Source organism: Ruegeria sp. CDSB136, from assembly GCF_059610965.1.
The window spans coordinates 1-13,682 of sequence record NZ_JBXWOP010000002.1 but is presented as its reverse complement, the minus strand read 5'-3'; the positions used below and the strand labels follow the sequence as shown (position 1 = coordinate 13,682).

General features: G+C 59.3%; 18 protein-coding genes. 5 read left to right on the top strand and 13 right to left on the bottom strand.

Going from position 1 to position 13,682, the window contains the following annotated elements:
• Entirely contained in the window at positions 1–1,101 is a 1,101-nt protein-coding gene (locus AC2FIR_RS02405; protein WP_496745193.1) for a cystathionine gamma-lyase, read from the top strand.
• Here AC2FIR_RS02405 and AC2FIR_RS02400 read toward each other — a convergent pair whose 3' ends face one another.
• Positions 1,102–1,485 carry a hypothetical protein gene (locus tag AC2FIR_RS02400; RefSeq protein WP_170679273.1) on the bottom strand — a complete coding sequence of 128 codons (384 nt, stop codon included), beginning with the start codon at positions 1,483–1,485 and terminating at the stop codon, positions 1,102–1,104.
• A gap of 151 nt (positions 1,486–1,636) precedes the next feature.
• Between AC2FIR_RS02400 and AC2FIR_RS02395 the strand changes: the two genes are divergently transcribed.
• Positions 1,637–2,563 carry a DnaJ C-terminal domain-containing protein gene (locus tag AC2FIR_RS02395; protein ID WP_496745195.1) on the top strand — a complete coding sequence of 309 codons (927 nt, stop codon included), beginning with the start codon at positions 1,637–1,639 and terminating at the stop codon, positions 2,561–2,563.
• Positions 2,560–2,904 carry a hypothetical protein gene (locus AC2FIR_RS02390; protein ID WP_170614147.1) on the top strand — a complete coding sequence of 115 codons (345 nt, stop codon included), beginning with the start codon at positions 2,560–2,562 and terminating at the stop codon, positions 2,902–2,904. Before AC2FIR_RS02395 ends, AC2FIR_RS02390 begins: the two co-directional genes overlap by 4 nt.
• A gap of 7 nt (positions 2,905–2,911) precedes the next feature.
• On the opposite strand, the gene AC2FIR_RS02385 is transcribed toward AC2FIR_RS02390, so the two are convergent.
• From AC2FIR_RS02385 to AC2FIR_RS02365, 5 genes are all read right to left on the bottom strand, one after another.
• Positions 2,912–3,538, bottom strand: a complete 627-nt coding sequence (locus AC2FIR_RS02385) for a cytochrome P460 family protein (RefSeq protein WP_496745197.1) — start codon at positions 3,536–3,538, stop codon at positions 2,912–2,914.
• A gap of 234 nt (positions 3,539–3,772) precedes the next feature.
• Complete coding sequence (gene rlmN, locus AC2FIR_RS02380; protein WP_496745199.1) at positions 3,773–4,960, bottom strand: dual-specificity RNA methyltransferase RlmN; 1,188 nt, start codon at positions 4,958–4,960, stop codon at positions 3,773–3,775.
• 79 nt (positions 4,961–5,039) lie between these two features.
• Positions 5,040–5,417 carry a lysozyme inhibitor LprI family protein gene (locus tag AC2FIR_RS02375; RefSeq protein WP_496761874.1) on the bottom strand — a complete coding sequence of 126 codons (378 nt, stop codon included), beginning with the start codon at positions 5,415–5,417 and terminating at the stop codon, positions 5,040–5,042.
• Between the two features lie 145 nt (positions 5,418–5,562).
• Positions 5,563–5,727 (bottom strand): hypothetical protein, encoded by a 165-nt coding sequence (locus tag AC2FIR_RS02370; protein ID WP_170679265.1) that lies wholly within the window; start codon positions 5,725–5,727, stop codon positions 5,563–5,565.
• A 171-nt stretch (positions 5,728–5,898) separates the two neighbouring features.
• Positions 5,899–6,432, bottom strand: coding sequence for an invasion associated locus B family protein (locus tag AC2FIR_RS02365; protein ID WP_170614143.1), 534 nt, complete (start codon positions 6,430–6,432; stop codon positions 5,899–5,901).
• 180 nt (positions 6,433–6,612) lie between these two features.
• Here AC2FIR_RS02365 and AC2FIR_RS02360 point away from each other — a divergent pair, with 180 nt between their 5' ends.
• Complete coding sequence (locus AC2FIR_RS02360) at positions 6,613–7,611, top strand: asparaginase (RefSeq protein WP_496761872.1); 999 nt, start codon at positions 6,613–6,615, stop codon at positions 7,609–7,611.
• 5 nt (positions 7,612–7,616) lie between these two features.
• Here AC2FIR_RS02360 and AC2FIR_RS02355 read toward each other — a convergent pair whose 3' ends face one another.
• The 7 genes from AC2FIR_RS02355 to AC2FIR_RS02325 form a co-directional block, all read right to left on the bottom strand.
• The gene (locus AC2FIR_RS02355) at positions 7,617–7,937 is read right to left on the bottom strand and encodes a YciI family protein (protein WP_170619302.1); all 321 of its coding nucleotides are present in this window, start codon (positions 7,935–7,937) and stop codon (positions 7,617–7,619) included.
• A gap of 23 nt (positions 7,938–7,960) precedes the next feature.
• Positions 7,961–8,389 carry an SRPBCC family protein gene (locus AC2FIR_RS02350; protein WP_170614140.1) on the bottom strand — a complete coding sequence of 143 codons (429 nt, stop codon included), beginning with the start codon at positions 8,387–8,389 and terminating at the stop codon, positions 7,961–7,963.
• Complete coding sequence (locus tag AC2FIR_RS02345; RefSeq protein ID WP_170614139.1) at positions 8,377–8,706, bottom strand: ArsR/SmtB family transcription factor; 330 nt, start codon at positions 8,704–8,706, stop codon at positions 8,377–8,379. Before AC2FIR_RS02345 ends, AC2FIR_RS02350 begins: the two co-directional genes overlap by 13 nt.
• Positions 8,707–8,748: 42 nt before the next feature.
• Positions 8,749–9,627 carry a phosphoserine phosphatase SerB gene (gene serB / locus AC2FIR_RS02340; RefSeq protein WP_496745207.1) on the bottom strand — a complete coding sequence of 293 codons (879 nt, stop codon included), beginning with the start codon at positions 9,625–9,627 and terminating at the stop codon, positions 8,749–8,751.
• A 103-nt stretch (positions 9,628–9,730) separates the two neighbouring features.
• A complete protein-coding gene (locus AC2FIR_RS02335) occupies positions 9,731–10,468 on the bottom strand; it encodes a metallophosphoesterase family protein (protein ID WP_496745209.1) in 738 nt (245 codons plus the stop codon).
• A 118-nt stretch (positions 10,469–10,586) separates the two neighbouring features.
• The gene (gene serA / locus AC2FIR_RS02330) at positions 10,587–12,182 is read right to left on the bottom strand and encodes a phosphoglycerate dehydrogenase (RefSeq protein ID WP_170614136.1); all 1,596 of its coding nucleotides are present in this window, start codon (positions 12,180–12,182) and stop codon (positions 10,587–10,589) included.
• Positions 12,183–12,241: 59 nt separating this feature from the next.
• Positions 12,242–13,423, bottom strand: coding sequence for a phosphoserine transaminase (locus tag AC2FIR_RS02325; protein ID WP_496761871.1), 1,182 nt, complete (start codon positions 13,421–13,423; stop codon positions 12,242–12,244).
• Between the two features lie 60 nt (positions 13,424–13,483).
• Between AC2FIR_RS02325 and AC2FIR_RS02320 the strand changes: the two genes are divergently transcribed.
• Positions 13,484–13,645 carry a hypothetical protein gene (locus tag AC2FIR_RS02320; RefSeq protein WP_496745212.1) on the top strand — a complete coding sequence of 54 codons (162 nt, stop codon included), beginning with the start codon at positions 13,484–13,486 and terminating at the stop codon, positions 13,643–13,645.
• Positions 13,646–13,682: the final 37 nt, after the last annotated feature.

The following is a 13,682-nucleotide window of genomic DNA, read 5'->3' as shown; positions in this document are numbered from 1 at the left end:
ATGACGGCGCCAAAGACCGGAGAAATGCTTCACCTGCGCGGGAATGCCCTGAAAATGGGCGAGCCGGTGGCGCTGCCGCTGACGCAAAGCAGCATGTTCCACTTGCCGGGCCCGCCAGATGGTCACGCGACCTACGGACGCGTCGACAATCCAACATGGGTACATCTTGAGCACGTGCTAGCACATCTTGAAGACGCGCCCTGCCTCAGCTTCCCGTCGGGCATGGCGGCGATATCGGCGGCGTTGTTTGCGACCGTGCAAGCCGGATCGCGCCTGCTGATCCCTTCGGACGGATATTACGTCACGCGCCTGCTGGCGGACAGGTTTCTCTCACGCCTTGGCGTGAAGATCGAGGAACGTCCCACCACCGCCTTTGCCGAGGGCGGCTTTGGCGGGTTCGACGTGGTCTTCGTCGAAAGCCCTTCGAACCCCGGACTGGACATGATCGATCTGGCAGCCGTAGCCGGACAGGTGCGCGCCGCCGGGGGGCTGACCATTGCCGACAATACGACCCTAACACCATTGGGCCAGCGCCCGCTGGATCTGGGCATCGACGTCGTCGTGTCTTCGGACACCAAGGCGATGGGTGGGCATTCCGACATGCTGATGGGCCATGTGGCCAGCCGCGACGCCAAGATCATGGAGCGGGTCGAGGAATGGCGGAAGATCTCCGGCTCGATCGCCGGACCTCATGAGGCATGGCTGTTGCACCGCGGGCTGGAAACGCTGGACGTCCGGTTCGACCGCATGTGCGCGTCGGCACAGGTTCTGGCGGAACGGCTGGCGGCGCACCCGGCCGTGAAAAAGGTCCGTTACCCCGGTCTGCCCGATGATCCGTCCCATGCACTGGCACAGGCCCAAACAGCGCGGTTCGGCTTTCTGCTGTCTCTGACACTGGACAGCGAGGCCAACGCCGAATCCTTCATCAATGCCTGCCCATTGCTGCGCCCGGCCACCTCGTTCGGAGGCATCCACAGTTCGGCCGAGCGTCGCGCTCGGTGGGGCGACGCCGTCGATCCTGCCTTCATCCGCCTGTCGGTCGGATGCGAGCCGGTGGAGGAACTGTGGCAGGCCATCGAGGCCAGCCTGAACGCGCTGTGATTACTTCTTGGGCTCACGCAGTTCTGTGAACACGTAGATCGGCAGCACCACGCTGGCGATCAAAGCCCCCAACCAGACCAGCAAAGTTGCAGCCAGCAGATTGGAGATGCCGCCGACGGTAAGGCCCGTCGTCACCAGATCAGTTACCAAAAGGCCTACAAATGTCACGATCAGCGCAATCCCGCCTTTCAGCGCGGGCGCTTTCTTCTCTCCCAGCTTCAGGATCAGCGGTTCGGCCACGACCTGAACAAGGGTGAATACGATCACCACGACAATGAACGAGATTGGCCGGATCGCGAAACCGGACAACAGAAGTGAGGCGATCAACAACCCGATGGCATTCCCCGCCAGAAGGGCCAGTGCGGATTTTATTCTGCGTGTCATGGGGGCTCCGTCAGAAAACAAGCTGAAATATGCATATGTTATCAGACCTGCGGGAATTTGCGAGCGGTTTCAAAAGCCTCTTCCAATCGGGGCATTGAAATCGCATGATAAAAAACAAGCCCAACGATCAGACGTGACCCGCGAGAGTGAGATGAGCGACGAGCCATATTCGGTCCTTGGCGTCCAGAAAGACGCCAGCGCCGCTGATATCAAGAAAGCCTACCGGCGCATTGCCAAGGATTGCCACCCGGACCTGAAACCGGGTGACGCCAGAGCCGAGGCAAAGTTCAAAGCTGCCGCAGCAGCCTATGATCTGCTGAAAGACCCCGAAACGCGGGCGCGCTATGACAATGGCGAAATTGATGCATCGGGTCAGGAGAGACCGCAGCAGCAATATTACCGCGACTATGCCGAGGCGGCAGGAAATCCCTATCGTTCGGGTGCGTCTTATGGCGACCCCGAGGATATGTCCGACATCTTTGCCGAGTTCATGCGTGGGCGCGGCGGGCGCGGCCAGCACCGCAGCCATGAATTTCACGCGCCCGGTCACAACCTGAACTATTCGCTTCAGGTCAGCTTTCTGGACGCGGTGTTCGGGGCCAGTCAGAAGTTGACCCTGCCCGATGGTGATCGAATCGAGGTCAAAATCCCCGCTGGCATCACCGATGGTCAGACCATCCGGCTGCGCGGCAAGGGTGCGCCCGGATATGGACAGGGGCCTGCGGGCGATGCGCTTGTCACCATCTCGGTCGCCAAGCATCCGGTCTTTGACCGGCAGGGCGACGACATCCACATCACTCTGCCGATCTCGATCGACGAGGCGATTCTGGGCGGCAAGGTTCCCGCCCCCACCATAGACGGTGGCGTGAACGTCAGCGTCCCGGCGGGGACCAGCAGCGGCAAGACCCTGCGTCTGCGCGGCAAGGGTGTCAAAAAGCGGGGTGCGTCCGAGCGCGGGGATCAGCTGATCGAACTGATCGTGACCCTGCCGGACAAGGTCGATGATGACCTCAGGGCCTTCATGGAAACCTGGCGGGAATCGCATCGATACGATCCACGCGAGGGGATGCCGTCATGACCCGACACCTGACAGAAGACGAGGTGCTCGCAACTATCGCCCGCCTGACCCCGGACCGGCTGTCCGTCTATCTGGCCGCCGAAATTGTGATCCCCGAGCAAACCGAGCAAGGGCTTGTCTACCAGAGCATCGACGTCGCCCGTCTGGAACTGGCCTGCGAACTGCATGATCAATACGAGATGGAGCCCGACGCGCTGTCGATGATGATTTCCCTGATCGACCAGATGCATTGTCTGCGCGCCGAACTGCGCGAGGTTCTGAATGCCGTTGACACCCAGCCCGAACCAGTGCGTCAAACCCTGATCGAGGTCATCGGGTCGGCCCGGTTTGGTCGCAGGTGATCGGCGATCAGTTGTTCACAAGGTAGTCTTCCGGCACGAAAAACGTGTAATCCCGATCCGCCACGGCCTCGTGGCAGTCGTGGCAATAGGAAACAGCTTCTGACCGAGCGCCCATCGTGTCACCAAAAAGCGATCCGTCCGGCATAACCATGATATAGCGCCAGTCGCCGGTTTCAGGGCTGGCGCCTTTGGCCAGCTTTTCCATTACGAACATGGCACCCGGGTGCAGATTGCCGGTATCAGTGACCGTCATGCTGTCTTTGGCCAGAACCGACCCCATCGGCAACTCTTCGCCCTCTTGCAGGGTTCCGTAATTATGCGCCATGCGATTGGCGTAGCTGTTCACGTAGCGCTGACCGTGTGTGGCCGAGATATAAGGCGCATCGTTGAACAGCGGCCAGCTTTGATAGTTCCGGATCAAATCCATCTGCGCAGCCGCGTACCCGCGCGCCAGACGCTTTTGCAGGGACTTATAGAACTTGCGCGCATCCTTTTTCGACAAATCCGCCGGGTTCTCGATGGCCAGATGCGCGTCTTCATCACTGGACTGAGCCGCCGAGAAAGATGGCAGGGCCGTTGCCATGATCAGGAAAACGAGGGGTTTCAAAAACTGAATCTGGTAACGTGCAATCATACTGGATGACCCACCTGAGTTGAAAAAGGCTTGCCTTGTTTCAGCGCACCTGCATCAGATTCGATCATAACAGGCGCAAATAAACCTGCCACAACCGGTCCATGGCTTTCACCGCCTTGTGCACACGCGTGAACCCCCAGGGCGCTGACAAGATGAAACATAACAAATCGCGCATATAAAGAACAGGCGCGGGAACATTAATTCTCGCGACCGGCAGGGTTGCAAGGGTCAGGGTCAGGTTCCCAGACCGGCCTCGGCCTCGATCTGCTTGCGGGACTTCCGTGCGCGTTCGGTCGCCGATTTCAGCTGCCCGCAGGCCGCCATGATGTCCTCACCCCGCGTCTTGCGGATGGGTGAGGCATAGCCCGCCTGATAGATGATATTCGCAAACGCCCGGATACGGTTGTTCGAGCTGCGCTTGTACGGCGCGCCGGGCCATTCGTTGAACGGGATCAGGTTGATCTTTGCCGGAATGTTATGGCGCTTGATGTGGTCGATCAGGCGGTGCGCGTCTTCGTCACTATCATTCACACCATCCAGCATGACGTATTCGAACGTGATCCGCTCGGAATTCGACGCGTTTGGATAGCTGGCCAGCGCCTGCAGCAACTCTTCGATGTTCCAGCGCTTGTTGATCGGCACCAGCACATCGCGCGTTTCATCCGTGGTCGCGTGGAACGAGATCGCAAGCAGGCATCCGATTTCCTCGGCAGTCCGTGCAATTTCCGGCACCACGCCCGATGTGGACAACGTGATGCGACGGCGCGACAGGGAAATCCCTTCGGGATCCATGGCGATCTTCATCGCATCGCGGACGTTTTCGAAGTTATACAGCGGCTCACCCATGCCCATCAGAACGATATTCGACAGCAGACGGGTTTCGTCCTTGGGCGCGCCGGGGACGGGCCATTCCTCAAGGTCGTCGCGGGCCATCATAATCTGACCTACAATCTCGGCCGCCGTCAGGTTTCGCACAAGTTTCTGAGTGCCCGTATGACAGAACGAACAGGTCAGCGTGCAGCCGACCTGAGACGAGATGCACAGTGTCCCCCGGTCTTCTTCGGGGATATAGACCACTTCGACCTCATGCCCGCCGGCGATGCGACACAGGTACTTGCGGGTGCCGTCTTCGGACACCTGACGGGTCACAACCTCGGGAACCTCGATGACGAAATGCTCGGCCAGTTGCGCGCGATAGGCTTTGGCCAGATTTGTCATCTCGGCAAAGTCGCGCACGCCCCACTGATAGATCCACTGCCAGATCTGGCCGGTGCGCATCTTGGCCTGCTTTTCCGGCGTCCCGTGTTCGATCAGAACCTCGCGCAAGCGGTCACGGGTCAGACCGACAAGGTTCACCTTCCCCTCGGGCAATTTGCGGGGGATGGTCATGACATCCTGAGTGATCGGCGCTTTGGGCGACATGTGGTTATCTCGAAGAATTCTGGCTTGGGATGCGCCTCTATATAGGATTGCGCGCAAAGATCAAAAGGAATCGTGCGACTTAATTTGCCATGCGCAGCAATTCGTCCACGCGCGCCCGACCCAGATCAATGCGGCAGGACGTGATGGCAATCCCGGTTCCAGACCCGCCGCCATACGACGCACCTACGGCGTCACACTGCGTATCGCGATACGTGGTCCAAGCTTTTTGTGCGGCCTCAAGTGCGGGTTGCGTGGCCATGCGGCCTGTAACCTCATCCAACTCTGCTGCTGTCTGCATGGCAAAATCGTAACTGGCCTTCACTGCCATGTTTACGCGTTCTTCCATTTTCCCGACGCAAGACCCGATCTCAACCTGCGAACCCGCGTCAGAGCATTCCAGGCTGGGGTCGGCCAACGCTGCGGATGAGAATAGCAGTGCGATCAAGACGTAACGCATCATCGTTTCCACATGTGAACCCTTACATCAGGTCACAGTAGCACGTGTTTTCCGGCGTCCCAATCGCAGTTCGGTCGCAAAGACCAAGTCGATGCGACCGAAACAAGTACATTTCGCTTTCAGGGTTTCAGATCAGGCGAATACGTCAAACGCCCGGGGGAAGGATATCGCAATCCGCAGCGTCCAGGGTTTGTACGGGATCTTCCGGGCCACATTGTTCACCGGTCACAGGGTATGTTTCGGCGGTCTTTTCACACGCGCTCAGCAACATCGCGGCCATCATCAGCGCGGCAAGTGATTTGTTCAGCATTGGCAGGTTCCTTCTGAATTCCTGAACCGATTAGTTCAGAAAAAGCGGGTAGCCTGCCTTGATGCGGATCAAGTTCAGGATCGAACGTTGCGTCAAGGAAAAGACTGCATTGCGCCTTTTCACGAAAAAGCCCCGCCGGATGACGGGGCCGCATGAACTTGAAATGAGCGCTTAGTTGGTGCAGCGCTTCTCGGCGTCTTCGATCGCTGCGGTGAACCCCAGCAGCGAGAACGTGTCTTTGGTCTGAGTTCCGCGTTCTGAGCGCGCCGTCAGAACTGCTTCGGTGCCGCGCTTCATTGCTGCAACCACCTTAAGGTCTTCGCCTTCAGTTGCTGGCCAGGCCCATTCGCCCTCGGTGATCAGTTCAAACTCGGTCCCGTCGACATTCAGATTGACCGTCGATCCAGGCGCAAAGGGATAGCCGCCGGTAAACGTGACCTGCCCTTTAACCTCGGCATTGGGGCGGAAGAACACAAACAGCAGAATATCGCTGCGGCGCACCGAAACCACTCGGCCACCGCGTGTGTTGACCGTTTCCCTTGGCGCAGAAACGCTCCAGCATTCCGTCGGATCGCTTTCGACAAAAACGCTCCAGTCGGTTTTTGCCGCAACCCTGTTGGTGCTGCTTGCCTGTTGGGCCGTTGCGGTTGTTGCCATCCCGGCCATGCACAAGCCCGCAACTGCGCGGACTAGTCTTGATCCCATTTGTCCAGCCTCCTAGCCCGACCCATACCCCAAACCGATCGGACGCGCCCGCGAACCCTTATGGTCCGTCTCTCGTATGTTGCGCATTCCGATAATTGCCGACATACACACACTAACGCAGGTTTCGCCACAGGCGAAAGGGCGATTGGCAGAAATTTGCGCATAATTTCGGAGGATAACATGACGCAGCCCTTGGCAATGACAGAACTGTGGCGCGGCTCGCTGCTGGAAAGCCTGCATCTGGGCCATGCAGTGATCTGTGACGACAGTGGCCAGATCGTAAAAAGCTGGGGCGATCCGCAGGCGGTTATCTATCCGCGGTCGTCGGCCAAGATGATCCAGGCTCTGCCGCTGCTCACCTCAGGTGCTTCAGCCAGATACGGGTTGAACAGCGAACATCTGGCGTTGGCCTGCGCGTCACATAGCGGTGCCGCGATTCACACTGATCGTGTGTCGGCGTGGCTGGATCATCTGGGCCTGGCCGAGCCTGACCTGCGCTGCGGCCCGCAAGAGCCGCAGGACATGGCCGCGCGGGATGGGTTGATCCTGGCAGATGATACGCCCTGCCAGATCCACAACAACTGCTCGGGCAAACATTGCGGGTTCCTTTCGGTGGCGCAGCATATGGGCGCCGGGCCGGAATATCTTGAAATCGATCACCCGGTTCAGCAGGCCTGCCTGGCGGCCTTTGAAGAAACCACGGGTGAATCCAGCCCGACCTTTGGAATTGACGGGTGTTCCGCCCCGAATTTCGCAACAACACTTTCGGGTCTGGCGCGGTCGATGGCCTGGTTCGCTTCGGCGGCGGACAGATCTGACCGGGCCAGCGATGCCGCGCGCCAACTGACCGAAGCCATGCTCGCGCACCCTGAACTGGTTGCCGGCGAAACCCGGGCCTGTACCGAACTGATGCGCGCCATGAATGGTCGCGCTGCAATCAAAACCGGGGCCGAGGCGGTTTTTGTCGCCATCATCCCCGAGAAACGAATGGGCGTTGCGCTGAAAGTCACCGATGGAACAACCCGCGCCAGCGAGTGCGCCATCGCCGCGATTCTGGTCAGCCTCGGTGTTCTGGAGGCCGATCACCCGGCCACCCGCAAGTTCATGAACGCCATTCAATACAGCCGCCGTGGGCTGGAATGCGGCGTGATCAGACAAGCACCGGGGTTTCCCGGCTAAGCCCGCTACATCTCGATCTCATGCACCTCGGCCACTTCGACCGAGCCCGAGCCATTGACGACCATTGGACAGCCTTTGGCCATTTCGGTCGCGGCATCAATGCTGTCGGCCCGAACCACAGTGAACCCCGAGGCGGGGTTGGCGCCGCCATTATCAGCAACGCCATTGTTGCTGACCGTATAGGACTGACCCACCGGGTTGCCGGGGATATCCAGCGAATCGCCCATGCCCTGAAACCAAGCTCCCCATGCGGCCATGGTCGCCTCGATCTCGGCGGGGTCGGTTGGGGTTGTTCCCCCGTGATAGACAAACAAATATTGGGGCATATCGCTCCTCCCTTTTTGAAAACCTACGTGCACTGGGCCTGCAATTTGCGCAGGGACGAAGTCCAGCCCATCTCGTGATTGGCCGCAGCCTCGGCATCCGCGAGCTCGCGATGATCCACGGTCAGTCGCGCCCCGGTTTGCGTCGCTGCAACGGAAAAGGTCACGTGGCTTTCCGCTCCGCGCTTGTCCTGATCGTCATGCCAGGCCCAAGTGAAGCCAACCGACTTCGGCGGATCAACATGGGTCACGTGACCGGACACCTTGAACTGTTTGCCCTCATCGTTCTGCATGACCGAGAACCATGGTCCGGTTCGTGAAAAGTCCAGATCATGCTCGGGCACGTGTACGCCTTCCGGCCCCCACCATCGCAACAGCTTTGCGCCGTCGCTGATCCAGGCAAACAGGGTTTCGGGGCTGACGGGAAATTCCCGTTCGAGTTTCAAGTCGGCCATGAATTCTCCTGTTCAAGAATGTCGCCCAAACGGTCGAGGCTGGCCTCCCAGAACTGCCGCTTGGAAATGGTCCATTCCGCAATCGCGCGCAGGCCATCGGGCTGGATTGAGTAAATCCGTTGAGTGCCGTTCACCCGTTGCCGCACCAGTCCGGCTTCCCGCAGAACCTTGAGATGACGAGAGATCGCGGCACCGGACATGCCCCGGCCTTCAATCAGATCACCGGCGGGCAGCTCACCTTTCTCCATCAGTTGTTCAACGATCGAAAAGCGGGTGGCGTCGGACAGGGCAGAAAAAGCGGTCAGAAGCGTGTTCATGACCAATAATTAACACATGTGTTAAATAAAGGGAAGCCTCGATCAGATCGTGACGAATTCCGCGCGAGTGTAACCCTGCAGGTAAAGCAGCGCCGTCAGATCACCATGGTTGACGCGAACCTCGCACTGCTCAGCGACCGAGGGTTTGGCGTGCAGCGCGACGCCGGTTCCGGCGCGGCTCAGCATGCCCAGATCGTTGGCCCCGTCGCCCACCGCAATAACATCGGCCTCGGCCAGGCCCAGGCGGCTGGTGACCTGCTCCAGGGCTTCAATCTTGGCCTGACGCCCCAGGATGGGGTGCTGGACTTTTCCGGTCAGCTTGCCGTTTTCGAACAGCAGCGTATTGGCCCGGTTTTCGTCAAAGCCCAACAGCTCAGAGACCCGTGCGGTGAAGGCGGTGAACCCGCCAGAGACCAGCGCTGCATAACCGCCATTTGTCCGCATCGTGCTCAACAAGGTCTTACCACCGGGCATCAGTGTAATACGTTCATCCAGAACTTTCTCTATGACGCCGACATCAAGACCTTTCAGCAGGCCGACCCGCTCCGTCAGCGCGCCTTCGAAATCCAGTTCGCCGTTCATAGCCCGAGCCGTGATATCCTTGACCCGTTCACCGACACCCGCCTCATCGGCCAGTTCGTCAATGCACTCCTGCTGGATCATGGTGCTGTCCATGTCCGCCAGCAGCATCCTTTTGCGCCGTCCTTCCGCCGGCTGCACGATCAGATCAACCCCCATCTGCTGCAAATCCGCCCAGACGTCCCAGCGATTTCCGGGCATCTCTGACAGCGGGAATTCCGCCGCCTCATCCGGGCTGAGCCACAGAATATCGCCACCGCCCCAGGCATTTCGCAACGACTCGACCAAAGCCAGGTCCAGCGTCCGTGTCTCGGGGCTGGTCAGCAGAGTGGCAATGTACATATTCGATCTCCTGCAAGCTCACCTGCGAAGAATCGCGGGTACAGTATTTTGGCCAGAGGCCGTTGCGAAAACACGCCCCGCTGGGTCAGGTCGTGCCCGCCCGTCACCCGACAGGTGCCTGAAGTTCCACGCGTCCCTGATCCGTCAGCAACCAGCATCTTCGACCTTCGAACACCGCGACACTCACGCTTTTTCCATAGCCCGCGCCGCTGTCCAGATTGACCCGGTTTCCGTAATGGGTCGCCCTGTCTACCGGTGTGTGGCCATGCACAATCAGCTTTGAATACGGCTTCTTGTGCGCATGAAAGGCCTGCCTGATCCAAACCAGATCGTTTTCGTTCTGATCGCTCAGCGACGCGTCGGGGCGGACGCCGGCATGCACGAAAGCAACCTGTTGGGTCTGGTACATGGCAAGAAGATCACGCAGGAAATTTACATGCGACTTCGGAACCGACGCACGGGCCATTGCGTGCAGATCTTCAAGTCGGATGCGATCCTCGAACTCCACCCCGTAGCTGCGCAAGGTCTCGATGCCGCCAAGGCGCTCGTGCAGCCAGTGGTACCCGACCAGCAGATGGGGGTCGTGGCGGGGAACATCCTCCATGAACCAGGCGAACATGCGATCGTGATTGCCCAGCAACGTGATCCAGTCCCGGCCTTCACCGCGGCCCGCAATGAGCCTTTTGATCACACCCCGGCTGTCCGGGCCGCGATCGACATAGTCCCCCAGAAACACGATGCGCGCATCCGGCCCGCCATCGCGCTCGACCAGTTGCATCGCCCGTTCAAACTCGGCCACTTGCCCATGCAGATCGCCGACTGCGTAAACTGGCATTGTCATTGGTATCCTCCGGTGACGACCACAGGGAACGTTCTGGCGCAATTGACGACTTTCATAAAGCCGATACCCGCGGGAATGCACCTGCGGGTATCCGTGCGTCTCAGATTCTCAACAGGCTTCAGGCCACATCAAATTCCAGCGGCTTGATCTGCGTGAACAATCCGGTCTCCGCCAGTTTGGCCCGTGCCTCGGCCGGGACGGGTTCATCAACATAAAGCAAGGCGATCGCCTCGCCGCCAGCTTCGGACCGGCCGAGCGTAAAGTTCGCGATGTTCACACCATGCTCTCCCATGGTCTGTCCCAGCGTACCGATGATGCCCGGAACGTCCTCGTTGGTGGTATAGAGCATGTGCGACCCGATCTCGGCATCGATATTGATGCCCTTGATCTGGATGAATCGCGGCTTGCCGTCGCTGAACACGGTTCCGCCTATCGAGCGTTCGCGCTTTTCCGTGACGACAGTCACCTTGATATACCCGTCAAAAGCACCCGATTTGTCCTGATTGGTGGTCGAGATCTTGATACCACGCTCTTTGGCAACCACTGGTGCCGACACCATGTTCACCTCGGGGTTGAACTTCTTCATGATCCCAGCGATCACCGAACAATTCAGCGCCGCCAGGTTCATTTCCGCCGCGACACCATCGTAAAGGATGTTGATCGCCTTGATCGGTTCATCCGTCATCTGGCCAATGAAGCTGCCCAAATGACCCGCCAGTTTAATCCACGGCCCCATGATCTTGGCCTCTTCGGCGGTAACGCTGGGCATGTTCAGCGCGTTCTCGACCGCACCTGTCAGCAAGTAGTTCGAGATCTGCTCGGCCACCTGAAGCGCGACGTTTTCCTGAGCCTCTGTCGTCGCCGCCCCAAGGTGCGGTGTGCAGACCACGTTGGGCAGGTTGAACAAAGGGTTGTCTTTCGCAGGCTCGGCACTGAACACATCGAACGCGGCACCAGCGACGTGACCCGATTGCAGCATTTCGGCCAGCGCCTCTTCGTCGACCAGACCGCCTCGGGCACAGTTGATGATGCGTACTCCCTTCTTGGTCTTGGCCAGATTCTCGCGGCTCAGGATGTTGCGCGTCTGGTCGGTCAGCGGAACGTGCAGAGTGATGAAATCCGCGCGGGCCAGCAGTTGATCCAGGTCGACCTTTTCGACTCCTATCGCGTCGGCTTTTTCCTCGCTCAGATAGGGGTCATAAGCAATGACCTTCATTTTCAACCCATGCGCGCGCTCGCAGACGATGCCGCCGATATTGCCCGCACCGATTACGCCCAGGGTCTTGTTGGTCAGCTCGATCCCCATGAACTTGGACTTTTCCCACTTGCCCGCATGGGTCGAGGTGCTGGCCTCGGGAATTTGGCGCGCCACGGCGAACATCATTGCAATCGCGTGTTCTGCGGTGGTGATCATGTTGCCGAAAGGCGTGTTCATCACGATCACGCCCTTTTTCGAGGCCGCTTCCTTGTCGATATTGTCGGTGCCAATCCCGGCTCGGCCGATGACTTTCAGCTTGTCCGCCTTCTCCAGAATTGTCGGTGTGACCTTGGTGGCCGACCGGATGGCAAGACCGTCATATTGGCCAATCACCTCGGCCAGTTTGTCTTTGTCCTTGCCCAGGTCAGGCATGAAATCCACGTCGATGCCGCGATCACGGAAGATCTGCACGGCTGTTTCGCTGAGTTTGTCAGAGACGAGTACTTTGGGAGCCATATTCTTTGGTCCTTGAATTGTATGGGATGTCCGGGCCGGATGTGGCCCGGTGAATAAGATCAGGCGGCCTCAGATTGCGCCGCGATTTCAGCCTCGAAGGCCCATGCCAGCCAAGGCAGCATCGCCTCGATATCCGAGGTTTCAACCGTGCCGCCGCACCAAATGCGCAGGCCCGCAGGCGCGTCGCGATAGGCCCCGATGTCCAGCGCGATATTCTCGGCCTCGAGCCGCTTGGCCACAGCCTTGGCGAAACCCGCTCCGTCCTGAATGCGCGCGTCGGTGAACTTCAGACAGACCGAAGTATTCGACTGCGTCGCCGCGTCCTCGGCCAGATTGGCAATCCAGTCATTCTGTTTGCAGAACGCGTGCACCGCACCGGCATTGGCATCCGCACGGGCCATCAGCCCCTGCAACCCGCCGACCGAGCGCGCCCAGTCCAGCGCGAACAGGTAATCCTCGACCGCCAGCATCGACGGCGTGTTGATCGTGGCACCGGTAAAGATGCCCTCGATCAGCTTGCCACCCTTGGTCAGGCGGAAAATCTTGGGCAGAGGCCAAGCCGGTGTGTAGTTTTCCAGCCGCTCCACCGCACGGGGGCTCAGGATAAGCATGCCGTGCGCCGCCTCACCGCCCAGCACTTTCTGCCAGCTGAAGGTGGTCACATCCAGCTTGCCCCACGGCAGGTCCATCGCGAAAGCTGCCGAGGTCGCGTCGCAGATCGTCAGGCCCTGACGGTCATCCGCGATCCAGTCGCCATTCGGAACCCGCACACCCGAAGTCGTGCCGTTCCAAGTGAACACCACATCATTGGCAAAATCGACCGTCGCCAGATCAACAATCTGACCGTAATCCGCAGTCTTGACCTCGGCGTCGATCTTCAGCTGCTTGACCACATCGGTCACCCAACCCGCGCCAAAGCTCTCCCATGCCAGCATCTCGACCTTGCGTTCGCCCAGCAGCGACCAGAGCGCCATCTCAACCGCGCCGGTGTCCGAAGCGGGAACAATGCCGATCTTGTAGTCGGCCGGAATACCCAGAATTTCGCGCGTGCCCTCAATGGCCGCCTTGAGCTTGTCCTTGCCGACAGCGGCCCGGTGCGACCGACCGAGTGCGGCGTCGGCCAGCTTGTTCAGTTCGAATGTAGGGGGTTTGGCGCAGGGGCCCGAAGAAAAACGCGGGTTCGCCGGCCGTAGTTCGGGTTTGCGCACGGCGTCGAGCGACGCCGGTTGTTCGATAGTCATCTGTATTACCCTTCCAGATACACGCCCCTCGTTGGGGAGGGGTGTCCCACGGACAGAGGTATGGTCAGTTTGCACCCGCAGCAAGCAGAAAAGACGCTTCGCTGGGTGAAAACGACATCTGAAAATGGCACAAATTGGAACGCAGGTTTCCGATTGGCGAAAAACCCCGCCATTTTGCTGGCGGGGTATTATCTTTCACTCAGCGGCTTCTTCGTATTCTGACATTGGAGGGCATGTGCAGATGAGGTTTCTGTCGCCG